This window comes from Chryseobacterium sp. MEBOG06 (assembly GCF_021869765.1).
In the GTDB taxonomy this organism is placed as follows: Bacteria; Bacteroidota; Bacteroidia; order Flavobacteriales; family Weeksellaceae; genus Chryseobacterium.
This window is the reverse complement of sequence record NZ_CP084580.1, coordinates 2,977,360-3,003,086: the sequence shown is the minus strand read 5'-3', so window position 1 is coordinate 3,003,086 and position 25,727 is coordinate 2,977,360. Positions and strand designations below refer to the sequence as shown.

At 36.3% G+C, this 25,727-nt stretch carries 27 protein-coding genes; 16 read left to right on the top strand and 11 right to left on the bottom strand.

What is annotated here, in order from left to right:
* Positions 1–34: 34 nt before the first annotated feature.
* Positions 35–1,063 carry a pesticidal protein Cry7Aa gene (locus tag LF887_RS13735; protein WP_236854784.1) on the bottom strand — a complete coding sequence of 343 codons (1,029 nt, stop codon included), beginning with the start codon at positions 1,061–1,063 and terminating at the stop codon, positions 35–37.
* Complete coding sequence (locus LF887_RS24240; protein ID WP_262912471.1) at positions 1,064–1,195, bottom strand: hypothetical protein; 132 nt, start codon at positions 1,193–1,195, stop codon at positions 1,064–1,066. It abuts the gene before it with no gap.
* Between the two features lie 165 nt (positions 1,196–1,360).
* Here LF887_RS24240 and LF887_RS13730 point away from each other — a divergent pair, with 165 nt between their 5' ends.
* The 6 genes from LF887_RS13730 to LF887_RS13705 all read left to right on the top strand — a co-directional run bounded on the left by LF887_RS13730 (position 1,361) and on the right by LF887_RS13705 (position 6,432).
* Entirely contained in the window at positions 1,361–1,921 is a 561-nt protein-coding gene (locus LF887_RS13730; protein WP_236854782.1) for a helix-turn-helix domain-containing protein, read from the top strand.
* A 436-nt stretch (positions 1,922–2,357) separates the two neighbouring features.
* Entirely contained in the window at positions 2,358–2,627 is a 270-nt protein-coding gene (locus LF887_RS13725; protein WP_236854780.1) for a heme oxygenase, read from the top strand.
* Positions 2,628–2,690: 63 nt separating this feature from the next.
* Complete coding sequence (locus LF887_RS13720) at positions 2,691–3,185, top strand: CinA family protein (protein WP_236854778.1); 495 nt, start codon at positions 2,691–2,693, stop codon at positions 3,183–3,185.
* 162 nt (positions 3,186–3,347) lie between these two features.
* A complete protein-coding gene (locus tag LF887_RS13715) occupies positions 3,348–5,147 on the top strand; it encodes a hypothetical protein (RefSeq protein WP_236854776.1) in 1,800 nt (599 codons plus the stop codon).
* 131 nt (positions 5,148–5,278) lie between these two features.
* Positions 5,279–5,437: a bacteriocin-like protein gene (locus LF887_RS13710; RefSeq protein ID WP_236854775.1), complete on the top strand. Its 159-nt coding sequence runs from the start codon at positions 5,279–5,281 to the stop codon at positions 5,435–5,437.
* Between the two features lie 161 nt (positions 5,438–5,598).
* On the top strand, positions 5,599–6,432 hold the full coding sequence (locus LF887_RS13705; protein ID WP_236854773.1) for a GLPGLI family protein: 834 nt from the start codon (positions 5,599–5,601) through the stop codon (positions 6,430–6,432).
* A gap of 115 nt (positions 6,433–6,547) precedes the next feature.
* Here the strand turns inward: LF887_RS13705 and LF887_RS13700 are convergent, their stop codons facing one another.
* From LF887_RS13700 to LF887_RS13685, 4 genes are read right to left on the bottom strand one after another with little or no spacing between them, the layout of a single operon-like run.
* The gene (locus LF887_RS13700) at positions 6,548–7,375 is read right to left on the bottom strand and encodes an SDR family oxidoreductase (protein ID WP_236854772.1); all 828 of its coding nucleotides are present in this window, start codon (positions 7,373–7,375) and stop codon (positions 6,548–6,550) included.
* Between the two features lie 28 nt (positions 7,376–7,403).
* Entirely contained in the window at positions 7,404–8,222 is an 819-nt protein-coding gene (locus LF887_RS13695) for an SDR family oxidoreductase (protein WP_236854771.1), read from the bottom strand.
* 13 nt (positions 8,223–8,235) lie between these two features.
* Positions 8,236–9,054, bottom strand: a complete 819-nt coding sequence (locus LF887_RS13690) for an SDR family oxidoreductase (protein ID WP_236854770.1) — start codon at positions 9,052–9,054, stop codon at positions 8,236–8,238.
* Between the two features lie 15 nt (positions 9,055–9,069).
* Entirely contained in the window at positions 9,070–9,858 is a 789-nt protein-coding gene (locus LF887_RS13685) for a helix-turn-helix domain-containing protein (protein WP_236854769.1), read from the bottom strand.
* 483 nt (positions 9,859–10,341) lie between these two features.
* On the opposite strand from LF887_RS13685, the gene LF887_RS13680 reads away from it, so the two are divergent.
* The 6 genes from LF887_RS13680 to LF887_RS13655 are packed head-to-tail and all read left to right on the top strand — an operon-like array spanning position 10,342 to position 17,620.
* A complete protein-coding gene (locus LF887_RS13680; RefSeq protein ID WP_236854768.1) occupies positions 10,342–11,814 on the top strand; it encodes a response regulator in 1,473 nt (490 codons plus the stop codon).
* A 5-nt stretch (positions 11,815–11,819) separates the two neighbouring features.
* The gene (locus LF887_RS13675) at positions 11,820–15,428 is read left to right on the top strand and encodes a response regulator (RefSeq protein ID WP_236854767.1); all 3,609 of its coding nucleotides are present in this window, start codon (positions 11,820–11,822) and stop codon (positions 15,426–15,428) included.
* 15 nt (positions 15,429–15,443) lie between these two features.
* Positions 15,444–15,809, top strand: coding sequence for a response regulator (locus LF887_RS13670; protein ID WP_236854766.1), 366 nt, complete (start codon positions 15,444–15,446; stop codon positions 15,807–15,809).
* Positions 15,810–16,640, top strand: a complete 831-nt coding sequence (locus tag LF887_RS13665; RefSeq protein ID WP_236854765.1) for a CheR family methyltransferase — start codon at positions 15,810–15,812, stop codon at positions 16,638–16,640.
* 10 nt (positions 16,641–16,650) lie between these two features.
* The gene (locus LF887_RS13660) at positions 16,651–17,220 is read left to right on the top strand and encodes a chemotaxis protein CheB (protein ID WP_236854764.1); all 570 of its coding nucleotides are present in this window, start codon (positions 16,651–16,653) and stop codon (positions 17,218–17,220) included.
* A gap of 28 nt (positions 17,221–17,248) precedes the next feature.
* A complete protein-coding gene (locus LF887_RS13655; protein ID WP_236854763.1) occupies positions 17,249–17,620 on the top strand; it encodes a PleD family two-component system response regulator in 372 nt (123 codons plus the stop codon).
* Between the two features lie 93 nt (positions 17,621–17,713).
* Here the strand turns inward: LF887_RS13655 and LF887_RS13650 are convergent, their stop codons facing one another.
* Entirely contained in the window at positions 17,714–18,013 is a 300-nt protein-coding gene (locus LF887_RS13650) for a hypothetical protein (RefSeq protein WP_236854762.1), read from the bottom strand.
* Positions 18,014–18,188: 175 nt separating this feature from the next.
* On the opposite strand from LF887_RS13650, the gene LF887_RS13645 reads away from it, so the two are divergent.
* From LF887_RS13645 to LF887_RS13630, 4 genes are all read left to right on the top strand, one after another.
* Entirely contained in the window at positions 18,189–19,472 is a 1,284-nt protein-coding gene (locus LF887_RS13645; protein WP_236854761.1) for a cryptochrome/photolyase family protein, read from the top strand.
* 43 nt (positions 19,473–19,515) lie between these two features.
* Positions 19,516–20,544, top strand: a complete 1,029-nt coding sequence (hemH, locus tag LF887_RS13640; RefSeq protein WP_236854760.1) for a ferrochelatase — start codon at positions 19,516–19,518, stop codon at positions 20,542–20,544.
* 93 nt (positions 20,545–20,637) lie between these two features.
* Positions 20,638–21,315, top strand: a complete 678-nt coding sequence (locus LF887_RS13635; RefSeq protein WP_236854759.1) for a MarR family winged helix-turn-helix transcriptional regulator — start codon at positions 20,638–20,640, stop codon at positions 21,313–21,315.
* Between the two features lie 470 nt (positions 21,316–21,785).
* Positions 21,786–22,643, top strand: a complete 858-nt coding sequence (locus LF887_RS13630; RefSeq protein WP_236854758.1) for a YXWGXW repeat-containing protein — start codon at positions 21,786–21,788, stop codon at positions 22,641–22,643.
* 101 nt (positions 22,644–22,744) lie between these two features.
* Here LF887_RS13630 and LF887_RS13625 read toward each other — a convergent pair whose 3' ends face one another.
* From LF887_RS13625 to LF887_RS13610, 4 genes are all read right to left on the bottom strand, one after another.
* The gene (locus tag LF887_RS13625) at positions 22,745–23,137 is read right to left on the bottom strand and encodes a RidA family protein (protein WP_236854757.1); all 393 of its coding nucleotides are present in this window, start codon (positions 23,135–23,137) and stop codon (positions 22,745–22,747) included.
* A gap of 79 nt (positions 23,138–23,216) precedes the next feature.
* Positions 23,217–23,909 (bottom strand): helix-turn-helix transcriptional regulator, encoded by a 693-nt coding sequence (locus LF887_RS13620; RefSeq protein ID WP_236854756.1) that lies wholly within the window; start codon positions 23,907–23,909, stop codon positions 23,217–23,219.
* Positions 23,910–24,175: 266 nt separating this feature from the next.
* The gene (locus LF887_RS13615; protein ID WP_236854755.1) at positions 24,176–24,982 is read right to left on the bottom strand and encodes an SDR family NAD(P)-dependent oxidoreductase; all 807 of its coding nucleotides are present in this window, start codon (positions 24,980–24,982) and stop codon (positions 24,176–24,178) included.
* A gap of 98 nt (positions 24,983–25,080) precedes the next feature.
* Positions 25,081–25,668, bottom strand: coding sequence for a TetR/AcrR family transcriptional regulator (locus LF887_RS13610; RefSeq protein WP_236854754.1), 588 nt, complete (start codon positions 25,666–25,668; stop codon positions 25,081–25,083).
* Positions 25,669–25,727: the final 59 nt, after the last annotated feature.

The window sequence follows — 25,727 nt, the reverse complement described above, 5'->3', positions numbered from 1 at the left end:
TTTTAAAGTGTGAGATTTCTTATTGAATGATCAGTTATGATGTGTAGTGCAGCAATTCCTTTAATAGCTCTTTGATGCTTAAAGATGCTACAGCAATTCTTTTGTCTGCAGCACCGTAATAAATATAGAGAGTATCATCCTCTACAATGGCTCCGGTTGGAAAACAGACATTGTTGACTTCTCCTTTCACCTCCCATTTTTCTTCAGGTTTGAAAAGGGGATAAGGAAGTCTTGATATTTCTCTTTCAGGATGGTCAAGTTCAAGTAAAGCTGCACATGCGCTGTACACATAACCTTCAACGGTATCATGAACGCCATGATAGATCATCAGCCATCCGTGTTCAGTTTCTATAGGGGGGCATCCGCCACCGATGTAGCTTAATTCATGGTCATATTTTGGCGATAAAACAATATGATCTCTGAACTGTAGAAAATAGACTTTCCAAAAATCAGGGGTTAGATCTTCAATGCTGTCTATATCCACAATCTGAATATCGGGTCTTATACGATGAAGAAAATATAACTTTCCGTTTATTCTTCTTGGAAAGAAAATTACATTTTTATCCCAAAGAAATATATCCTTATTTTTTTCGTGACCTGGTGGAAACTCATTAAATCGTTTGTATTTCTCAGCTATTGCTCCCTCCGTTTCTGATAAAAGTTTAAACTTTGTATAGGAAATTGTCGGAACAATTATGCCTTTTTTTTTCCATGATGTAAGGTCTTTGGAAGTCGCCAATGTTCCCAATGCATTTATGCCGTCATAGCTGGTATAAGTAAGGTAAAACAGATCGTCAATTTTTACAATTCTAGGATCCTCCGTTCCGTGTTTATCATAGTCAAACTCAGGGATTATTATTGGGTGCTCAGACCTCATTTCTACAGTCTTGTAATCTGAGAGCATACAATATCCGATGCTGGAGAAATTATTCCCCGCCACGGCTCTGTAAAACAAATGGATCTTTCCATTATTATAGATAACAGCAGGGTTTAAAACACCTTCACTTTCAAAGTCTAATGCCGTTTTCCGGAGTATAATTCCTTCTTTTTTTATGGTTACCATTCAATTAGAGGCTTCCCGGCCTTCATTTTCTTTATCTATTCTTTTATTTATTTTATCCTCCCGTTTTTCTTTTACAGATTTTGAGGGTGGTGTTTTGTCCGACTTCTTTTTTCCATCTTTTTTCTTTGACATTGTAAAATATTTTTGTTCACTGTAAATCTAGATCCTTAAAAAGGGAAAGCTTTGTAATAGTCTTTTAATTTGTTATATAAATCATAGATATTTATAAATTAATGAAGTAACTTTGAATAAATGACTGTTAATGAAATAATTGGCAGTATATAAAATGTAAGGACGATGAAGTTGTATATAAAATATATGGTAAGCTTGCGCTGCAAAATGGTGGTCTCTCAGGAATTGGAAAGATTGGGCATTAAAAATGCAGTTGTAGATCTGGGTACGGTTGAATTATTGGATGATATCTGTCCTGAACAAAGGCGTATATTAAAAGAGAACCTCCTTAAAACCGGCCTTGAAATATTGGATGATAAAAAAAGTATTCTGATAGAGAAAATAAAAAATGTAGTCATAGAGATGATCCATTATTCTGATGCCCTTCCAAAGGAAAATTTTTCAGATTATGTAAGTGAGAAACTTGGTTATGATTATACTTATCTGGCCAATACGTTTTCTGAGGTTAAAGGGATGACTCTGCAGCATTTTATCATTATTAATAAAGTGGAGAAAGTAAAAGAACTATTACTATATGACGAGCTTAATCTTACAGAGATCTCTTATAAGCTAAACTATAGCAGTGTGGCTCATTTATCCAATCAATTTAAAAAAATAACAGGGCTTTCACCATCATTTTACAAACAGCTGAAACAAAAACGCTTTGGAAACTTAGAAGACTTGTAAAAAGGTGTGATATGTGTAAGATTAATATAAATAGATATAGCATATTGTATCCGGAAACAGCCACCTTTGTATTGAAGTAACCGTGTAAGATGAAGACCTGAAAATAAAATACAAAGGATACAGAATTACCAGACATAAACCATGGAAAGGTGATTAAATCCCTTAAAACCACTCAATTTTCATAAGGAGCTTATTAAAATCAGAAAAATAGGATACCCTATTGATAAGAAGATTTTAATTAACTAAGGGATAGAAACCAATGGTTTTCTGTCCTTTTTATCCATATTGTATCTGCGTGGATTGATTAGAGCAGATTTTTGGCAGAAAAAAGTATCGCTCCTGAAAGATGAATCTTTCTTTTAAGGATCATTTTTCGAACAATACAAAAGTATCTTGTAAAACAAAAGGCCTCACTGAGCACAGAATATCCGAAGTCATGAAAACAATACACCTTTTTCAGTTTAAAAATTCCTTTTCCCGCAATATTCCTTTTTTTAAAGAAGAATGCAGGTTAGACAATTTGAATGATTTAATGACCTATGACCTTATGAATACTGAAAAAGTAACCGAGTTTATTATTGATATTCATGATGATTTTATTTTTGAAGATACATCCAGACAAGATCTTTTAAAGATGTGCAAAAATGCTAAGGAAACGATTGAACATTATTTTGTAACGGATCTGAATGACTATGATGTTATTTGAAAACAAATTTTAAGAATGAAAAAAAGATTTTATAAAGTTGAATTCAGATAAAAAGTAAATGCCATGAAATTCCAGCAAAATTTACTTGAGTATATAAGTACTTCCCTTATTACAGTAAACGAAACGGTCTCTATAGCAGAAGGGGTAACTTCAGGATTAGTGCAGCTAGCTTTTTCTCAAATGCCTAATGCTGGTTTATTTTACAAAGGAGGGCTCACAACTTATACCCTACGTGAAAGAGTAAAATTCCTGAATGTTGATCGGATTGAAGCCTATGAAAATGATTGTGTCACACAGAATATATCAAATATAATGGCTGTAAATGTTGCTAAATCATTTGATACCGACTGGGGGATTGCATCTACAGGATATGCTATACCTGTTAGAAATTCAGGATTTAAAATTTTTTCTTTCTTTTCATTTAGCTACAAAGGAGAAGTTATACTTTCCAAACGTATTGATCTTCATCAGAAAACCCAGGCTTTGGATGCACAGCTGTATTATACGGAATTTATTTTAGGATGTTTTAAAAGTACCTTAAATCAGATATTAATCTAATAATAAATTTTGGCTGGTAATATATAGGATTAAACAATCTTAGTTGTGAACAATAATAAAAAAGTCTAGTAATTCTACTTTTCGTCTAAGTGTTTTTTAATTAAAACCTCTGTATTGGCTTATAAATTGATATTGTAAAGTCTATTGAAATTTTGATGACTAATGACTAGACCGATTGTAATTCTAATTTTCCTTTTAAGTAGTTTTTCCTCTATACATGCTCAGGAGAAAAAAGATTCACTTTATTATAAAATAGAAGAATTTTCGGATCAACGGAAAGTTACTAAGTTCATTCACCGTCTTATATTCCGTAGAGAGGCAGATTCGGCTACAGTTAAATCCAGAACTGAAAAATTACTGCAACAGACTTACAACAAAAAATACATCAGAAATATCAGGGTAGAGGCCATTGACCCCTTTGGATATGGTTCTAAAGATAGTAAAGAGAGATTGAAATGGTATGATTGGTTTACTGATCATCTTCATTCTACTACAAGAGTTTCTACGGTAAATAATTATTTACTTTTTAAGGAAGGGGAGGAATATAATGCTCAGAAACTTTACGAATCTGAACGTTTGCTTAGAACAATGCCATTTGTCAACAGAGTTAACATCAGTGTTGTTGACAGCCCTTCCGGTAAAGATTCTATTGATGTAGTAGTAAAAGTTCTTGACTCCTGGAGTCTAAAACCGAGGCTCAGTTATTCCGGAAGTAAAATTGGTCTTGGAGTTACCGAGGAAAATGTATTGGGGTTAGGCCATACATTAGATTTCCTTTATAGAAATGATTCTAAAGAAAAGCAGGATTATCTTTTAGGAAGCTATACCACATATAATCTTTTTGGATCGTATATCACGGCTCAGATTCTTGGGGAAAGAGATTTTTTTAAAAATGAAAGAATTAATTTCAATATGAGAAGAGACTTTTTCTCACCCTTGACGAAATGGGCAGGTGGTTTTACTTTCGAATATTTTAAACGCAGTGTTTTACTTCCTATTGGTCCCGATAATACTTATCCTGAAGTTCAAATTAAAGTATACAGTCAGGATTTATGGGGTGGATATCAAATTCCGGTTTCTTCGGCTCCAAGCGAAAAAGTCTCCAGTAATATTGCCATTCTGGGAAGGTTTCAAAATTATCAGTACAAAGACAGCCCCGGAATTGACAAATATGATTACTTTAAATCTTACAACAGTTTTCTGATGTCTGTCGGATTTATTAACAGAAAGTTTTCGGTGCAGAAAAATATATTTCAATATGACCTTCCTGAGGATATTGCTTATGGTAAGTCGTTGAATTTTACAGCGGGAGGTTTATCAAGAAGTAAAGACGTAAAACCCTACGTAGGAGTTTCTGCATCCTATGGTGATTTCACAAACATAGGCTATTTCAATGTGAAAGCTCAATTTGGAAGGTTTTTTAATGAAGATGACCAGAATCGTGAGTCTTTTCGCCTGGATGGTACTTATTTTACGAATCTTATGGACTGGAAGTTTGCCAAAGTAAGGCATTTCTTTTCCCCGACTTTAGCATTAGGAAATCCACAGCATAATTATTCCTACAAAGACAGAATTAATCTTTCTTCTCCAGATGAATTTCCTGTTTATAATTCAGATTATATTGGAACAAAAAAAATGGTTTTAAGATATCAGCTTCAGATGTTTATCAATAAAACATGGAAAAATTTCCACTTCAGCCCATATCTGACAGCAGCCGTAGGATGGCTGGGGATGCCAGCCGATAAATTACTGAAAACAACAGCAAATACGAAAATAGGAATTGGAGTTTTAATTAATAATCCATATCTGGTTTTCAACAGGATTCAGATTTCTTTCACCTATTATCCGCGTGTTCCTTTTGACAATAATTCTGTTTTTGATTTTAACAGTAACAGAAATAATCTTTTACCAATGGATAATTTTGGGACAGATGTTCCTCATTTTGTAAACTTTGGAAATTAATGATGAAAAATTTCTTCGTAAACCCAAAGTAATCATTTTCTTTAGATTATAAAGAGTCATTATAATTTTTTATGTTAAATCGCTGTATTTGGATTTTTATTATATTTACTCGTAAACTAAAAATGAATACTATGAAAAATTTAAAAAAAATTTCAAGAGAAAATTTAAAATCAGTAAAGGGGGGAGCATATACATTTTGCAGCCCGGGCCGTGTTTATAAATGTTACAATATTGGAGTCTGTGAGCCGGATTATGGATTCAACGAATGCTGTGGATGTTATCCGGAATAATAGAAAACATTCCTTTAAGGATTTTTCTAAAAAATACTTAAAATAAATATGCTAAATGTATCCAGAAAAATTGACTGCAAATGCAAGAATTCTACTGGTACATTTAAGTATATAGCCTTTTTAATTTTACAATTATATAATAGATTAGAATTGATTAAAGTATGATAAGAATATTTTCTGCTTTTATTTTGTTTGCATTTACAAATACACTTGCACAGACCCATAGGTATTATTATAACATTGAATACAAGCTGGACTCTTTACAAAAAGAAAGTCAAAAGAAAACTATGATTTTGGATATTAATCCAGAAGATGTTAAATACTATGACTATGCATTTCTAGTTAAAGACTCAATCAATAAAAAGACCAATTCTCAAAATTTAAATTGGACAGATCAGATTCCTGTTACACGTAAAAGAGATTCTAATAAAAATCTTAATTATAATAATATCAATTTTGATTTGTATACCTACTTCACGGATGATAAAATCAACTGGAAGCTTCAAAAGGATACCCAGGATTTTGAAGGATTCAAATTACAGAAAGCGACTTGTGATTTTGGAGGAAGAAAGTGGGTGGCCTGGTTTACTAAAGATATTCCTTTTAGCGAAGGACCATATAAATTTCGTGGATTGCCGGGACTGATTGTTTTATTGCAGGATAACCAAAATTTTTTTAATTTTTCTTTAATTAAAAGTGTAAATCTTAAAGAGACTTATAATACAGAAAATATATTGGAAGTTAGATATGGTAACAAAGCGTTTCCTGTAACAGAAAAAATATTTATAAAGAAATCTGCTGAACATTATAATGACCCTTTCCATGATATTAAGCTTTCATTAGCTAATAATCCTTCAGGGAGTTTTGATTATTATGGAAAACGCTTTACAAAGGATGATGATTTAACAAAAATAACAAAAGAAGCAAGAGAGAGAATATTGCTGAAAAATAATCCGATTGAAATCAATAAGTCAATAAATTATAATAATAAATAACCCATAAAAAAAACTGGATCTATTAATTATTCTTTATAATGAATAATTTCGCAAAGTTTTACTTCTGCTTCTGGCTTCTTTTGTAAGTATCATCATTAATCCTGAAAGAGGAAAATTAGTTTTCAGGCACAAACGTGCTTCTCAGGACATCCATGTATTGCTCATCAGTTCCCCCGTTTCTGATGTCGATCAGCGGTTGCAGATCAGAACCTACCACATAACGCAACACATTGCTTTCGTCATTCGCAGCTTTGAAAATGGTTGCTGCCACATCCGCCGCCGTAGAGCCACCCCCACTGTAGATCCCTTTAAATACCTCATCCATCTTTTTCAGATAATCCGAATAATCGGTTAATGCTTCGTCAGCTGCAAAATTCGATTTGGTGGTTTGTTCAAAGTTAGTAGCAATATTCCCAGGTTCAATGATTTTAACTTGAATATTCTGAGAGGCTAATTCAAACGACAGCGATTCGCAGAAGCCTTCTAAGGCAAATTTAGATGCCGCATAAATAGAGACCAGGGGAACCGTTACGCGGCCGACACCGGAAGTAATAGTAATGATGCTGCCGTTTTTCTGCGCCCGGAAATGGGGTAGTAAAGCCCGGGTAATTTCCATGGTTCCAAAAAGATTGACTGAAAACTGACGGTGAATTTGCTCCGAAGTGGTGGCTTCAAAAAGACCGTGCTGTCCGTAACCGGCGTTATTTAATAATACATCAATCTTACCGAAATGGGCAATAGCTTTTTCTATAACTTCATTAAAAGTTTCCGGCTTTTCCACATCCAGTTTCAAAACAAGCATGCGTTCGCTGTTTTTTAAAATATTCTGCTTTTCAGGACTACGCATAGTAGCAATTACATTCCATTCCTGCGCTTCAAAATACTGCGCTGTTGCCTGTCCTATTCCAGAGGATGTTCCGGTGATAAAAATGGTTTTATTCATTGTGTTAAATTTTTAATTGTAGAGTTAATTATGAAAAGATATTCCTCATAAATCTCATATATTCTTCTTCAGAACTAGATGTTCGCATATCAATAATGGGCTGGATATCCTTCCCGGAAACATAACGTAATGTCTGTGTCCCATCTGTGGCTGCTTCAAAAATTGTTGCTGCAATATCATCCGGTACCGAACTGGAAGCTGAAGTATTTTTACGAACAATGTCCATTCTGGAGTTCAGATGTTGAATATAATCGTTATATGCTGAATGACTGACTGTGCTTTCTTCTAAAGTATGGTGGAAATTAGATGCAGTACTGCCCGGTTCAATAATTTTCACCGTAATATTTTGCGATGCCAGTTCGTATGCCAGTGATTCTGAAAAACCTTCCAAAGCAAATTTGCTGGCATTGTACAGCGACATCAGAGGTACTGAAAAACGACCACTGCCTGAAGTGACATTAATAATCATTCCCTCACCCTGAGTTCTGAAGATGGGGAGGACTGATTTTGTAACGTTTATGGTTCCAAAAACATTGACTTCAAATTGATTTCTTATCTGTTTATCAGATAACGATTCAAAGATTCCATATTGTGCATATCCTGCGTTGTTGAGCAATACATCGATCTTACCAAATTTCTCAGTTCCGATAGTGAAAGCATTTTCAATACTCTCCATTTCAGTAACATCCAATGGAAGAATTAAAATGTTTTTTACTGGTGCTAAATCTTCAGCATCTCTGATATTTCGCATAGTAGCAATTACATTCCATCCCTTTTCAGCAAAAAATAAAGCAGTTGCTTTGCCAATACCACTTGAAGCTCCGGTTATTAAAATACTTTTAGGCATCGCTTTTTAGTATTTATGAATTAAACAATTGTCGCATATGTCGTGCAAACGTTAAGTCATCCATCGACGTACGGTCGTTGATCCAGCTTTTTGCATCCTCACCAACGATGTAACGGAACTGATCTGAATTGTCTGTAGCTGCCTTGAAGATCTCATCCGCTACTTCTTCAGCACTTGACATCATATCGCCCATTTGTCCTAATTTGTTTAATGCTGCCTCGCTGAATACATCGTAACTTGTCAATTCTGGATTTGTGGCAAAAAGCTGGGCTGAAGTTTCGTGAAATGGTGTTGCTACACCACCTGGTTCAACCAGTTTCAGGCTGATGTTTTGAGAAGCCAGTTCATAAGATAATGCTTCTGAAAAACCTTCCAGTGCAAACTTTGAAGAAACATACATTGAAATCAGTGGAATACCAATCCTGCCCCCTGCAGAACTTACATTAATGATCTTCCCCTCTTTTTGAGCTCTGAAATGCGGCAATACGGCACGGATTACATTCATTGTTCCGAAAACATTGACACTGAATTGTTTTTCAATTTGTTCAGGTTTTAAGGCTTCGAATATTCCGTATTGTCCGAAAGCTGCATTGTTGACCAGTAAATCAATTTTTCCAAAACGGTCTGTCGCCTCCTGAATACTATTTTCGATAGAAGATACATCTTCCAGATCCAAGCGGTTTACCAGTACATTTTCCAATTGATTAAGTTCTTTTTCAGCCTCAGGAGTACGCATTGTTGCTACTACATTCCATCCATTTTTAGAAAATAGAAGGGCTGCGGCTCTCCCTATTCCTGTGGAAGAGCCCGTAATTAAAACGGTCTTGTTCATATGTTATATTTTAAATTATAGGTGCGAAGGACTTACGCCGAAGTGGTTCTTGAAGGCATACGAAAAATGCGATAGAGTTTCGAAACCAACTTCAAGGTAGACATCCTTTGCTTTCATTTTTTTTTGTTCTAGTAAATAATGGGCTTCCTCCAGGCGTTTTTGCTGTAACCATTTGTTGGGAGAGGTATGGTAGAGTTTTTCAAAATCGCGTTTAAAGGTGGCCAGACTTCTCCCTGTTAGAAAAGCAAGCCGTGACAAGGGCACATTGAAACGGAAATTGGTATTCATAAAAGCTTCGAGATTGATTTTTCCCGGCATACCAAAATGAAATAGGATATTTTTAAACTCCTTATTATTGCGAAGCAGTAAATGAATCATTTCCGTTTTTTTGACAGTGGAAAGTTCGGGACTTATTTTATTTCCAAACCAGCTTTCAAGCCCTTCGAAGAAAGACTGGATCAATTCATCCTGCTCCAGCTTAAACAGACTTTCTTTCGGGGTTTTGTCAGAAGCTATTTCATACTGTTCTGCAAAATTTTTTAAAAGATTTTCATCCAGAATAATAGATGTCGCTTCAAAATTCTCTTCCCGATGCGGGTATTTAACAAAGCGGATCAAAGCATTTTTCCGGTACAATACCACATCACCTTTTTGGTACAAATGTTTGGTATTACCATCGTAGGCTTCCATTTCGCCTGAAACAATGAATGAAATACCATGTTCAGTGATGAACTGCTCGCCGGCTTTACTGCTTTTTGTATAACAATGGCGCTGAATACCATGTAAATCTTCCTGCTTTTTCATTGTTGTTTGTTTTAGTTTTCCCACCAATAAGTCATTTGTAACTGATTATTGAAGTCCGCCAATGCGATTCTTTTTTAAGGTTTAAATCAGCATCGGGCATATTTGATTGTTTTCATCCCCTTTGCTCCACACAAAAGTAACACATAAATAAAATAATTGGTTTCCTTAGAAGCTCAATTTAAGTTTCCTGAGGGGCTCAAAAAAGATAAAAAATTATCTTAAAGTTTAAGAAATCCTTTTTTGTTTACCGGTTAGGTCCTCAATACTTATATTCATCAAATCAGCTGTTTGGTAATAAAGGTTAGTGTTATTCGGAAACAATAATGACAGCCGAGTATATATTCAGAGTATACCATTAGAGTTTTTGTTATAAAAAAGAGTGTTAATTAAATAGTCATAATCTTTAAAAATTACTGTTTTTTGAAATATTGTGAGTATTTTTGAACCTAAAGTAAGTATAATTAATTATTGATTTTGACTTCTATGATTTTAATTGTTGATGACAACCAAAGTAACCTTTACTCATTACAAAAATTACTTCAGTCTAAGGATTTTCAAGTAGACACAGCAGGTTCTGGTGAGGAGGCCCTTGGTAAAGCGCTGAAGAATGACTATGCCTTAATTATTTTGGATGTTCAAATGCCTGATATGGATGGTTTTGAAGTTGCCGAAACCCTTGCGGATTACAGTAAAACAAAAGAAGTTCCCATTATATTCTTATCCGCTGTCAATACAGACAAAAAATTTATCACACGCGGTTATGCTTCTGGAGCTAAAGATTATGTAACAAAGCCTGTCGATTCTGAGATCCTTTTGCTTAAAGTTAAAACGTTTTACAACCTTCAGGAAAAGAATGTGGCAATGAAAAAGACACAGCAGAATCTTGAATTGGAGGTAAAAGGAAGACGTGAGCTGCAGGTGACGATGAAATCCCAGATTGATCATTTTCATCTGATGCTGGAATCTCTTCCTCAGATTGCATTTACCGTTAATGAAAAAGGAATTGTAGATTTTGTAAACGGTAAATGGTATCATTATTCCGATTCTGAGCAGATTTTTCCTGAAACCCATTCTGATGATCCCGATATCGGAGAAGAATTTGAAAGGGCAAGAAAAAGAGGAAAGGCTTTAGAACTGGAGATCAGAATTAAAAGTATCGGTTCGGAAGATTACCGTTATCATTTGCTTCGCGTAACCCCGGTATTTGATGATGGACATATCAAAAATTGGGTCGGTACTTTCACAGATATCGATGGCCAGAAGAAGGCCGAAAAAGAGAAAGATGAATTTTTAAGTATCGCAAGCCATGAATTGAAAACTCCTTTAACCAGTATTAAAGCCTATGTTCAGTTATTAGACCGGAAATTAAAATTAGATAAGGAGAGCGCCGAGGCTGGTTTTGTGACAAAAGTTCAGGACCAGATCGAAAAACTCAATACTTTGATTACTGATCTGCTGGATGTTTCCAAAATAGAAAACGGTAAATTAAAAATTAATAAAAAACCCGTTAATCTTGAAAAAGTGATCAGCAATGCAATAGATACAATTCTTCAGACTCATGAAAATACAGTCCGAATTGAGCGACATGGCAATAAACCTGATATATTGATTCCAATGGATGAAATCCGTATAGAGCAGGTGCTGATTAATTTTCTGACAAATGCCATCAAATATTCTCCCCACAACAATCAGGTTATCGTTACCACTTTTGTGGATGAGGAAGCTCAGGAAGTGAGAATAAATGTGACCGATTTTGGAATAGGGATTCCAGATTTTAAACAGGATGCGGTGTTCAAGAAATTTTATCGTGTAGAAGAGTCTTCACTGCAGTTTCAGGGAATGGGTATCGGGTTATTTATTTGCTCTGAAATTATCAAGCAGCACCATGGCAGCGTAGGTGTGTCCAGCATCCTGAATGAAGGATCTACCTTTTATTTCACTTTACCCCTAAACTAATTTTTATGCCGAAAAAAATTATACGAAATCTTCAGTTTGGAGTAGGTCTTTCGCTTTTGATTTTAATAGCCAGTTCAGTGGCTTCCTACTGGAGTATTCAAAATCAGATGAGTCACAGAGAGAGCCTGTCAAAAAGCCGGCGTTCAGTGACTGCTGTTAAAGATGTTTTAGTAGCACTGTTAGATGCAGAAACGGGGAACAGAGGTTATCAGCTGACCGGAAGGGAAGAGTTTCTTGAGCCTTACAAAAGGGGTTTGAGAGAATATCCAAAGGCATTGATACAGGCAGAATCACTAGACTTACAGGATAAAAATCAGCTGGCAAGACTTACCAGTCTGAAACATAGCGTTGATCAGGTGATCACTAATCTGAAGGAGCTTGTTGATAACAGACGAAGAGGAAGTGTAATGACTCATCAGCAAATTATAATCGGTAAAGCCTATATGGACCAGTGCCGGAAAATTGTAGCTGATTTCGTTAGATACGAGGAAAGTCAGCTTGAAATTAAAAATAAAGACCTTAACCGTTCGTCCGATACTACGGTTTTATTTATTCTCTTTTCTGCCATAGCAGCAGTAGTAGTGACAATCTTTTTTTACATTAAAATGAGAGCAGACCTTATCAGAAGAGATAAGCTGGAGAGAATGCTGAAGCAAAAAGATCAGGAAACGTCAAGAAGAGTAAGTGCTATCCAGAAAATTGCCAATAGGGTAGCTAATGGTGATTATAGTGAAAAGGCAGTAGACAATTCAGAGGATGATCTGGGAGATCTGGTGGGTTCTCTCAATAACATGACCGAATCTCTTAAAATTTCTTTTGATAAAATAAATAAAAGCGATTGGCGCCAGAAAGGGCTTGCTTTGCTGAATGAATCCCTGGTAGGGAACAAATCTGTGGAGGAAGTGTCTAAAAAAGCACTGCACCAGCTGATTGACTACGGAAAATGTATCAATGGCTCCCTTTATCTTTATGACGAAGGAGTTTTGAAACTGAATAAAGCTTTCGGTTTGGAAGGCAATATGAAAAAGACCTTTGAACCGGGAGAGGGAATGGTAGGACAGGCTTTTTTAAATGCCAAAACACAGGTCTACAACAATCTTCATGAAGAAGATTTTGTGGTTACTTTCGCAAGCAGTACCATTAAAATATACGGAATCCTTTTGATTCCGGTTTTTGCAGACGGACACCCGATTGGAGTTCTGGAATTAGGATCTACCTCTAACTTTGATGAAGACAGGGTGAGCTACTTCTCAGAATGCAGCATTAACATAGGAATTGCATTGAGTGCAGCTAAAGGAAGAGAAAAAGAACAGCAGTTACTGGAAGAAACACAGGCTCAATCTGAAGAACTGCAGGTTCAGCACTCCGAACTTGAAAATCTGAATACTGAATTGGAAGCCCAGACTCAGAAGCTTCAGGCTTCGGAAGAAGAACTGAAAGTACAGCAGGAAGAATTGATGCAGGCCAATGCAGAACTTGAAGAACGTTCAAGATTATTGGAAGAAAAAAATCATCTGATTGCTGAACGGAACAATGAAATTCAAAAAAAGGTTGAAGAACTTGCCTTAAGCACAAAATATAAGTCTGAGTTCCTTGCAAATATGTCTCATGAACTTCGTACTCCGCTGAACTCTATCCTTCTTCTGTCCAGATTGATGGCTGAGAATCCGGATGAAAATCTCAACGATGATCAGGTTGAATCTGCAAAAGTAATTCAGAGTTCAGGAACAAGTCTGCTAACACTGATTGATGAAATTCTGGATTTGGCAAAAATAGAATCCGGTAAAATGACTCTTGAATATCAGGATGTTGTGATAGAAGAAGTTGTAAAAGATTTAAAGAGCCTTTTTAATCCTGTATTTCAGGAAAAAGCCCTTCAGTTTAATATTGACATTGATTCTGATATACAGGAGGTTATTGAAAGTGACCGCCTGAGAATTGATCAGGTATTGAGAAACTTACTGTCTAATGCTTTAAAGTTTACCAAAGAAGGAAGCATTGGCTTATCCATTAAAAAACACTCGGAGAAACCGGATTTCATTATATTCTCTGTAAAAGATACAGGAGTGGGAATTGCTAAAGATAAACAGAGGATTATATTTGAGGCATTTCAGCAGGCAGACGGTTCTACCAAAAGAAAATTCGGAGGAACAGGTTTGGGCTTGTCTATAAGCCGTGAAATTGCAAAACTTCTCGGTGGAGAACTTGTTTTGAAAAGTGAAGTTAATGAAGGCAGCGAATTTAGTTTTATAATTCCTGTTCATGCTGTTGCTGAAGCTCCTCAGAGTGAAACAGATCAGGATCTGGTAGAAATCATCCGTGAGGACGTTGAGGAAATTAAAAGCATTCTGGATGATGCAGAAGCTGACACATTCCGCCCGAATACTTTGGAGATTCCGGAAGAAGTAGCAGATGACAGAGATCATATCAATGAAGGAGATAAAGTTATCCTGATTATAGAAGATGATACCAATTTCGCGAAAGCCCTTCTTAAATACGCCCATATGCAGAAGTATAAGGGAATTGTTGTGGTGAGAGGAGACCATGGTCTTTCCGCTGCTCAGAAATACCATCCGCATGCTATATTGCTTGATGTGCAGCTTCCTGTGAAGGATGGCTGGGAGGTAATGGATGAACTTAAATCTAATCCTGCAACAAGGAATATTCCGGTTCATATGATGTCTGTACTGCATCTTAAAAAGGAAAGCCTCATGAAAGGTGCTGTGGATTTTATCAATAAACCCGTAGCTCTGGATAAAATGACTGATGTTTTCAGTAAAATTGAAGAAGCTTTAAAAAAAGGGCCTCAGAAAGTTCTTATCGTTGAGGAGAATGCCAAACATGCGAGTGCGTTGTCCTATTTCCTGAGCAATTTTAATATCTCCCTTTCCGTAGAGCACAATGTGGAAGACAGTGTAAAAGCACTTACTTCAGACCATGTTGACTGTGTTATTCTGGATATTGGAAATCTGAAAGGAGATGAATACCATGTTATAGAATCCATAAAAAGCAATGAAGGGCTGGAAAATCTTCCTATCATTATCTTTACAGAGCAGAATTTATCAAAAGAAGAAGAACTGAAAATAAAGCAGTATGCAGATTCTATAGTGGTAAAAACGGCCCATTCTTATCAGAGAATTTTAGATGAGGTAGGTTTATTCTTACATTTGGTGGAGGAAAAAAACAATTTCCTTGAAAATAATACCAGTAGGGTGCTAGGCTCTCTGACAGAGGTATTAAGTGGGAAAAAAGTTCTGATCACGGATGATGATGTGCGTAACATCTTTTCTTTAACCAAAGCGTTAGAAAAATACAAAGTGGAGGTGATTGTAGCGATGGATGGGAAACACTCTCTTCAGCAGCTTAAGCAAAACCCGGATATAGATGTCATTTTGATGGATATGATGATGCCTGAGATGGATGGTTATGAAACCATTAAAGAAATCAGGAAAATGCAGGAATTCAAAAGGCTGCCAATTATAGCCATTACGGCAAAATCAATGATTGGAGAACGTGAAAAATGCATCACAGCAGGAGCTTCTGATTATATCTCAAAACCTGTGGATATTGATCAGCTGCTATCACTGCTTCGCGTTTGGTTATATGAAAGTTAAACAGATAAAATTCTGATGAATAAGAAAATCTTAATTGTGGATGATGATCCACGTAATATATTTGCACTGAAACTGACTTTAAAGTCTCGCGGATATCTGATAGAGAGCTGTACAATGGCTCAGGAAGCTATAGAAATGCTGAAGTCCGGTCATCAGTTTTCAGTGATCCTGATGGATATGATGATGCCGGGAATGGATGGTTATGAAGCTATCAGAATTATAAAAAATACTCCGGAAATCGCAGATGTTCCCGTAATAGCAGTGACCGCACAGGCCATGCCGGAAGACCGTCAGAAATGTATTGAAGCCGGAGCTATAGACTATGTTTCGAAACCGATTGACGTAGATCTGTTGATAAAAGCTATTGAAAAACTCTCATAAATGCTGGAACCGAGTATCATTAAAGATGAAGAAATAGAGTACCTGATCAACGATGTTTATGAGATGTACGGTTATGATTTTTCAGGATACAGCCGTGCTTCTTTTAAGCGGAGAGTAAACCGTATCTGCTTGCTAGACAGATTTACCAGCTTTGCAGAACTTAGATATACCATCATCAATGACCAGGAATATTTGAAGCGTTTTGTAGAAGAAGTTACGGTGAACGTCACGGAGATGTTCAGAGACCCGGTTTTTTTTAAAACTTTAAGAGAAAAAATACTGCTTCAGCTAGGTACCTATCCGTTAATCAGAATCTGGATTGCAGGCTGTTCAACAGGAGAGGAAATCTACTCTGTTGCTATCCTGCTGAAAGAAGCAGGTCTTTATCATAAATCACTGATTTATGGGACAGATTTGAATCCCTCCGTTCTGGAAACCGCCAGAGCAGGAGTCTTTCCTTTACAGCAGATGAAACTCTATTCTGAAAATTATATTCAGTCTGGAGGGAAAAAGGATTTTTCTGATTACTATACTGCCAATTATGACAGTGTGAGATTTGATAAAAGCTTGCAGGAAAAGCTTATCCTGTCAACCCATAATCTTGTATCAGACAGTTCTTTTAACAGTTTTCAGCTGATCATCTGCCGTAACGTTTTAATCTACTTTGACCGCGAACTTCAGGAAAGAGTTTTCAGCCTCTTCGATAATAGTCTGGAAAATTTAGGTTTTCTGGCTTTAGGAGCTAAAGAAACCCTTAAGTTTTCTACCATTGATAAAAACTATCATCAGGTTGAAGATCAGAAAATCTGGAAAAAGCTGGATCACCATTAAACCGTTCCCCATGAAAACACAAAAGGATACAGAACTAATTATTATAGGAGGCTCAGCAGGAAGCTTGCAGGTGATCATTGAGATGGTTAAAAATTTAGATGACACCCTAAATATTCCCGTTTTGCTGGTTGTTCATAGGAAGGCACATGCCACTAATATTCTTCAGACTTTATTGCAGCAGTTTACATCACTGCCTGTGATTGAAGTTGAAGATAAAACCGAACTTCAGGATGGCAGTATCTATATTGTTCCGGCAGACTACCATCTGCTGTTTGAGAATAAGAAAAATATGTCGCTGGACAGTTCAGAAAAGATGAATTATTCCCGTCCTTCTATTGATGTAACCTTTAAATCTGCTGCCGAAATTTATGGCGAAAAGCTGATCGGTATATTATTGTCCGGAGCCAATGCAGATGGAGTGGAGGGCCTGGCTTACATCAAGAAAAATAATGGCCTGGTTTGGATTCAGGATCCCGTAACGGCGGAGGTGGATTATATGCCCAGACATGCAGTTGAAGAAATTAATTATGATTTAATCATTAAACCTAGTAATTTAGCAAATCTTATAAATCAATTATAACATATCTCAATATAATAATCCAACTAATATGAGTAAAAAGAAAATTTTAATTTTTGATGATGATAAAGCTATTTTAGAAGTAGTCACGATAATCTTTGAAGAGAACGGATATGAAGTTAAAATTTCGGAAACATCACACGATATTCTGGAAAGAGTAGCAGATTATCAGCCGGATGTTATTTTAATGGACAACTGGATCCCCAAAATTGGTGGAGTGGAAGCTACAAAACTTCTTAAAAGCAACGAGGAATTTAAACACATTCCGGTCATCTATGTAACCGCAAATAATGATATTGTTGCACTGGCTGCTGAAGCTCAGGCAGACGATTATGTTTCAAAACCTTTTAATCTGGAGGATCTGGAAGATATGGTTGCCAAGCATATGAAAGAGAATGTATAGTAATACTGAAGATATCTGACTGATCATTAAAGCATATAAAAGGCTGTCTCAAAAACTTATTGGGGCAGCTTTTTATTTTATAAAATTCCTACTTTATTGGTGTTCTCTGAAAGACTCCAATGCTTTTGTCATCTGAGCTCTTCTTAAAATACCTGAATTTATCTTATGAATTAAAGCCTGTAACAAAAAATATAACGGTGAATTAATTCTGATAAAATCCGAAAACGTCTTGACCAGAATTTGTTTTTTTGAGACTATATTTTCTGTAATAATATACTCATTGCTGAAATTCATACTGATATCCAATTCATCTTTTACAATCAGGCTGAAGTACTCATCAATAATTTCCTTATCCCTTGTCAGTTGTAAAATGTCGGGTTCTGTATCATTCATGATAATGATTTTAATTCCTTTTATAATTTTTACAAATTTTGTACCGAAATTAAAATAAAATTAAGCTTATTAATAAACTTAATTTTATTTTAATTGGTATATTTGTAATCTAAATTAAAGTTTGTTTTTTAAGATGATGCCCTCATTTTTTGAAAAAGAATCGTAAAAAGTACAGATGAACGAGATAAATATTTTTTGGTTTAGAAGAGATTTAAGATTAGAAGATAATATTGGACTTTACCAAGCACTGCAATCAGGGTTGAAAGTGATTCCTATATTTATTTTTGATACCGGAATCCTGCGCCAGCTTCATAACAAATATGACAGAAGGGTAGACTATATTCACCAGGCACTTCAGCAGCTTCACGATGAATTGCAGAAATACGGCAGCGGACTTCATATTTTTTACGGAGAGGTGGAAGAGATTTTTGAAAAAGTGGTCGCTAAATTCAATATTAATACTGTTTTTTGTAACAGAGATTATGAGCCTCAGGCTATAAAAAGAGATCAGACCGTTGCACGATTACTTTCGAAACATACCATTCAGTTTAAAGAGTTTAAAGATCAGGTGATCTTTGAGAAAGATGAAATTGTAAAAAGTGACCATTCCCCTTATACGGTGTTTACGCCCTATTCCAGGAAATGGAAGGAAAACATGACCGCTGTTAAAAGTGTTAGGATTGATACGAGCCATTTTGTGGAGTTTCATGAAGGTTCAGAAATTGTAACGCTTGCGGAAATTGGATTTGAAAAAACCGATCTTGAATTTAAAAAGCCGGAACTGGATTCGAAAATTATCGCCGATTACCAGAAATACAGAGATTTTCCGGCGCTGAATCACACTACCCATCTGGGTATTGCGCTTCGTTTTGGAACGATTTCCGTAAGAAAATGTGTCAAATATGCTGCTGAGCATAATGAAATATGGCTAAATGAGCTGATATGGCGGGAATTTTTTATGCAGATCCTCTTTCATTTTCCATCAGTTGTTACCCATTGTTTTAAAAAGAAATATGAAAATATTAACTGGCGAAATGATGAAGATGAATTTAAGGCATGGTGTGAAGGCAGAACAGGATATCCGATTGTAGATGCAGGGATGAGAGAACTCAATGAAACAGGGTTTATGCACAACAGGGTAAGAATGATCACTGCAAGCTTCCTTACCAAACACCTTCTTATCGACTGGCGGTGGGGAGAAGCCTATTTTGCGGAAAAGCTGCTGGATTATGATCTTTCAGCCAACAACGGAAACTGGCAGTGGGCTGCAGGATGCGGGTGTGATGCGGCCCCTTATTTCAGGATATTCAATCCCTATGAGCAGACCAAAAAGTTTGATAAAGACTTAAAATACATTAAAAAATGGCTTCCGGAAAACTACCGCGAAGAGCCGGTTGTGGATCATAAAAATGCCAGAGAACGTGCATTAAAAGTATATAAAGAAGGACTGGCAGATTAACCGTCAGTAAAAAATAAAACATTGACTAATAAAATAAGGAACATTGGCTAAAAAAGGAATATTATTAATCAATCTTGGTTCTCCAAGATCAACTGCTGTGAATGATGTAAAGGAATATCTGGATGAGTTCCTTATGGATGAAAAGGTAATTGACTATCGCTGGATTTTCCGGGCTCTTTTAGTTCAGGGAATCATTTTAAAAACCAGACCGCAAAAATCTGCTGAGGCTTATAAGACCGTCTGGACAGATGAAGGCTCTCCCCTGATTGTTATTACCAAAAAAATCAGGCAAAAACTTCAAAAGCTCGTCGATGTACCTGTGGAAATCGGAATGAGATATGCAGAACCCAGCATCGAAACAGGAATCAGAAATCTTGTTGAAAAAGGGGTTTCAGAGATCGTTCTTTTCCCTCTGTATCCTCAGTATGCAATGAGTACAACCGAAACCGTTATTGAAAAAGCCGAAGAGGTAAGAAAGAAGAAATTTCCGGAAGTAACCATCAATTATATACAGCCTTTCTATCATCGTGATATTTATACCGATTGCCTGGCAGAAAGTATCAGAGAAAAGCTTCCTGAAAAATTTGATGCTTTGATGTTTTCTTATCACGGGGTTCCGGAGCGGCATATTTATAAAACAGATCCTACTAAAACCTGTAATATGAACGATTGCTGTTCCAGAGAAACCAACCCGAGCCATCCGTTTTGTTACCGTCATCAGTGCTTTAGTACTACCGAACGTGTGATCAAAAAACTTGGACTTTCAAAAGATAAAGTAATTGTTTCTTTTCAGTCCAGACTGGGAAAAGATAAATGGATGGAACCTTATACGGACCATACTTTGGAAACTATTCCTGCTAAAGGAGTTAAAAAACTGGCGGTAGTATGTCCTGCTTTTGTTTCCGATTGCCTTGAGACCCTGGAAGAAATATCTGTAGAAGGAAAACATCAGTTTTTAGAATCAGGAGGTGAGAACTTTAATTATATACCGTGCCTGAATGATGAGGACCGCTGGATTGAAGTGATCCGTACTTTATGTGAAGAAAAATTAAATCAGTTCTATCTGATATAAGTATTTTTAACGAACGTAAAGACCCATTGAAAGTGATTTATACATCAAAGGTAAAAATGTGAAAAAGGTATATTTGTAAAATATTTAATTGACATGAATTATACGCTTGTTAAAGACTTTATGACGCTGCTGGAAGAGTTTGAAGCAGAAGTCTGTACCCATCCTGATACTTATGCTTTAGATATTCAGGGCTTTAAAACATGGATATCTGACCGGGAAAATGCAGAAGGACAAGATAACCAGGATGAGCCATACTGGGAAGGTAAGGAGAATGGCAGAACAGCAGAAAGTGCGATCAATACATTACTTGTTCACCTCAACCGGTATGCAAAGACCTATTCAAAATCTGCGATCTCCAATTCTGAGTTTTCTACTCAGGAAGATTTTATCTATCTGATCAACCTTAAAGCTTTCGGACAGATGACCAAGATGGAGCTTATCAAGAAAAACATTCATGATAAACCTGTCGGAATGCTGATCATTGCACGGCTGCTGCGCCTGGGCTGGATAGAACAGAGTGAATCTGATGTGGATAAACGGAGTAAACTGATCTGTATTTCAGAAGCAGGATTGCTGGCATTGGAAAGGCAGATGGAAAAAATTCGCCAGGCAACTAATATTGTGGCTGGAAACCTTTCCTATAGCGAAAAAATGAATCTTATCCATATCCTTAATAAGCTGGATAGGTTTCATTATCCTATTTTCTCAAGAAATATAAACTCAGATGACCTTATAGCAACAGTATATGAAGAGTATTCACCGGGGAAATAAGTAACCCGGTTTCCAATTTATTATTCCTTAATTCGCACCTGGATTAAGGAATGTTTTTTTATAAAAGAAGTCGGAAATTAGATGTGTCCAACGATTAATTTATTTCTCCTAAAACGAAAAAATGTCTAGTTTAAATATATATTATTGCGTAAATTGCAGAGTATAAACGCCGCGATGTCAATATTTTACATATTGTCAGTTTCATTGAGCTTTATTTAATATGATTGACCTGTTATTTTTTCATTATATCTGTTTGATATAATTTGATTGGAGATAGAATGTTATTTAGTAAAAAAAGAAAACCGGCAACTGTATTTCTTGATTTATTAAAGATATAATTATTGATCAGAATAATTAAGAGCTAGACCAGCACACGCCTGTAACTTTTATAGTTTTTCAAACTTTTTTAGATCGGTATAGCCTCACAGAGGCACGGTCTATTTTACTCATCAAACCTTAAATCTCTTTTTATGAAAAAAATCAAATTTCCCTTTCATGAGGACTTATTTCTGATGGAAGGAATTACAGCATCCAATAGTAAACATCTGTTTACTGTAAACTTATACACTGCACTGAAGAAACTGATAATGGTTTCTTTAATTGCTCTGTTTGCAAATGTTTCTGTGTTTGCACAGAATACCGGATATATGGATGATCAGTCTTCTATTACGGTAAGAGCAGAAACTGCACCACCGCCGCTTCCTGATTACGTTCAGCCTCCATGTCCCGGAGACGGTTACCTGTGGACCCCCGGATATTGGAACTGGGCTACGAATGGGTATTATTGGGTTCCGGGAGTTTGGGTATTACCTCCTGCCATTAATCTATTATGGACTCCCGGATATTGGGGGTTCTATGACAGTTTCTACGGATGGCATCCCGGATATTGGGGACCACGTGTAGGATATTATGGAGGAATCAATTATGGGTTTGGGTACTTTGGAAATGGATTTTATGGCGGAAGATGGGATGGCGGACGTTTTATGTACAATACTTCAGTGTGGAGGGTCAACAAAAATATACATAATACCTACATCGAGAAGGTTAATATCAACAATAAAAACCGTATCAGCTTTAATGGGGAGAAAGGAGTATCCTACCGTCCTAATAAAGATGAAATGGATGGTATGCGCAACAACCGTATTGAAGCGAGTAAAGAACAGATGGATCACGAAATGAAAATGAGGGACAATATGGGACAGTTTCATAATAATTCCGGCCCTATGATTCATAGTATGGATCATCCGGGAGGTCAGGGATTTGATAGAGGAGGGCGGGAAATGAGGATGGGAGGAATGAACAGAGGAGAAGGAAGAGGAAGAAGATAACCGATTCCCTAAGCGTAATAAAAAATAGAAAGCCGCCCTGCTGCTAAAGTTGGGGCGGCTTTTCAGGTTTTAATAAACAATTCTGAGATCGGTGAAGATGATTATCTTACCACTGTAGCTTCCAGTTCTACCGTGAGCGTTGCAAAAAGTCCTTTTACCTCAAGTAAAGTTGTCGCTTGCTGAATGCCGTGTTTTTGGATAAATGGCACATATACGTCCATGCAGCTTGTAAAAAACTCCTGTGTTGAGGTAGTATAAACATTCAGTCTTACTATATTCTTACAGTCGTAGCCTGCTTCGCTTATCAGTTGTTCAAGATTTTGAATAGTTTGGATCAGCTGCGAGCGCATATCTGCATTACTTGGTATACCATTAGCGTCTATCGCTACCTGCCCGGAACAGTAAAGAGTCCCTGTTACATTTTTTACCTCAACGGCTTGTGCTGAATTTGTGTTTTTACCCCATTCCCAAGGATTGAAAATCTGTTTTTCCATTTTTTTGACTATTAATGTATTATTGATAATGCAAAGCTAGAATAGGCCGGTGACAGCCTTATGTCAGGGGTATGAAAAATCAGTAATTTTTATCAAAATACTCTTGCAGGGTCATTTTATGAGGCTCGAATTTCTCCTCAAGAATTTCCATGTTCTTAATCCTGTCAAGCCGGAAATACCTGAATTCCATACGAAGCCGGCACCAGGCAATAAGCAGCCAGTTTTCTGTAGTACTGATAAGGGCAAACGGTTCAAGCATTCTGATTGTCATTTTGTTTTGTCCGTTAGTATATTTTATTTTGATCAGCTGAAAGTTAGTCAGTGCATTCTGCAGCTGTGAAATAGTACTGCTGCTTCTTTCTCTGTTTATATTCTGCTCAAAACGCGTGCGGTCTGCAAGCAAATTGGCTTTGTCTTTTTCCGACTGTCTTAGTACTGCTTTTATTTTATCAACAGCTTCAGTGTAATCCTTAATGAAAGAAGTATCCTTATTCTTCAGTACCAGCTGTTCAGCAAGAATTAATGCATTGGCTTGGTTTTCAGTAAACATAACTGGTGGAATCCTATATCCTTCCATCAGAGTATATCCTTTTCCTTCTTCTGTAAGAATGGGAACTCCTGCCTGTTCCAACGCTCTGATATCCCTGTAAATTGTTCTAACGCTCACATCAAATTTTTCAGCAAGGCCCGGGGCTGTCAGAAGTCGTTTCGTCTGCAATTGTATTAAAATTGCTGTCAGTCTTGAAAGCCGTTTAGTGTCGTTTTCATTCATTTTTAATTCTGTTGGTGGAAAAGGGAAGGTGAGGGGTCGTCTATATATCCTCCAAAACCGGAGATTTCTTTTCTAAAGATGAACACCTATGTTTTGAATTCCAAATTTACAAAATCTATTGTTTGTTTGGTAATGCCCTTCCTATATCAGCAAGGTAAATGATCATCAGTTTTTATTAATGTCTTAAAAGTTTTGTCAAAATGGATTACAAATAAGCTTTGTCCTGAACAGAACAAAGCTTATTTACAATGATATTTTCCGGAAAATTATCCGTGGGCTTCTACTGAAACCTCATTCCATTCTTCCCATACTTTTAAACGCTGTTCATAATTTTGTTTTACAAATGGAAGCGCAACTTTCCCAAGTAATAAACGTAAAGGTGGATTTTCTGTTTCGGCTAGTTTTATGATTGCAGGTGCTGTAGCTTCTACTTCTCCGAAAGAGTTTTCAGATTTTGCAAATGCCTTTTTAAGTTTATCATAAGCAGGGTTACTTTGGGTATTGATTCCTGTATGCCAGATATTGGAAGCATAACCATTAGGCTCTACCAAAGTAACATGAATGCCGAATTCTTTCACTTCTGTTGCCAGTGTTTCACTTAGCCCCTCAATGGCAAATTTTGATGCATTATAAAGCCCCATTGTCGGCAAAGTTGCCAATCCTAAAATAGAAGAAACCTGAATAATATGCCCACTTTTCTGATTTCTCATAATAGGAAGAACCGCTTGTGTAAGCCACAGTGTTCCAAAGAAATTGGTTTCAAACTGAGCTCTGGCTTCCTGTTCGTTTGTTTCTTCAACAGCACCGGTTAAAGCATAGCCGGCATTATTGATCAGGATGTCAATTGATTTAAAATGTTCATGTACTTTCTGAACAACAGATAAGGACTCTTCTCTCTTATCAACATCCAATGTTAGGGGCAATACAGAATCTCCGTATTTTTCTTTTAAATCATTAAGTGTTTCTACGTTTCTGGCTGTAGCTGCCACGTTGTATCCTTTTGCTAAAAATGCTTCGGCCCAGGTTTTTCCAAATCCTTTTGATGCTCCTGTAATTAAAACTGTTTTTGACATTGTTTTTTGGTTTTTAAATTATTGTGATTATTATAATCTTTATAAAGATTGTTTTTGTTATAAAAATGACTGATCGGTCATTTTTTAGATAAAAAAAATTACACACTGTTTTCTTCTATTAAATTTTTAAGCGTATTGATGATTACCTGCATTTTGCTATTATTGCCGGACATTCTAGACATTAAGTGTCCGCCTTCAAGCATGGCAAACAGAACCGCTGCAAAATCTCCCGAATTCCAGTCTGCTCTAAATTCATTGTTTTTAATTCCCTGTTCAATAATGCCTGAAAGCAATTCCTGCCCTTGCTTAATAGCATGATTTACTTTTTCCTTAACAACCGGATTGGTATCGTCAGCTTCCGTTCCAAAATTCAATAAGGGACAACCTCCAATCAAAGGCGGATGGTTAGGGTCACTAAAAAAATCGATGTATGCCAATAACTGCTCTTTAGAAGTTTTAGCCTTGCTTAATGCCTTTTGTAATTGATTACTGAGCATTTTCATATTGTGATCAACTGCGGCACAGGCAAGAACTTCTTTATTTTCAAAATGAACGTACATACTGCCTTTAGACAACTTGGTAGCCTCCATGATATCACTCATAGAAGTAGCAGCGATCCCTTTTGTATTAAAAATAGGGGCGGCTTTTTCTACAATAAACTGTCTGGTTTCTTCTCCTTTTGCCATAATGTTTCTCAATTACAATGCAAATATATGACCGATTGGTCATAAAAACAAAATATTTT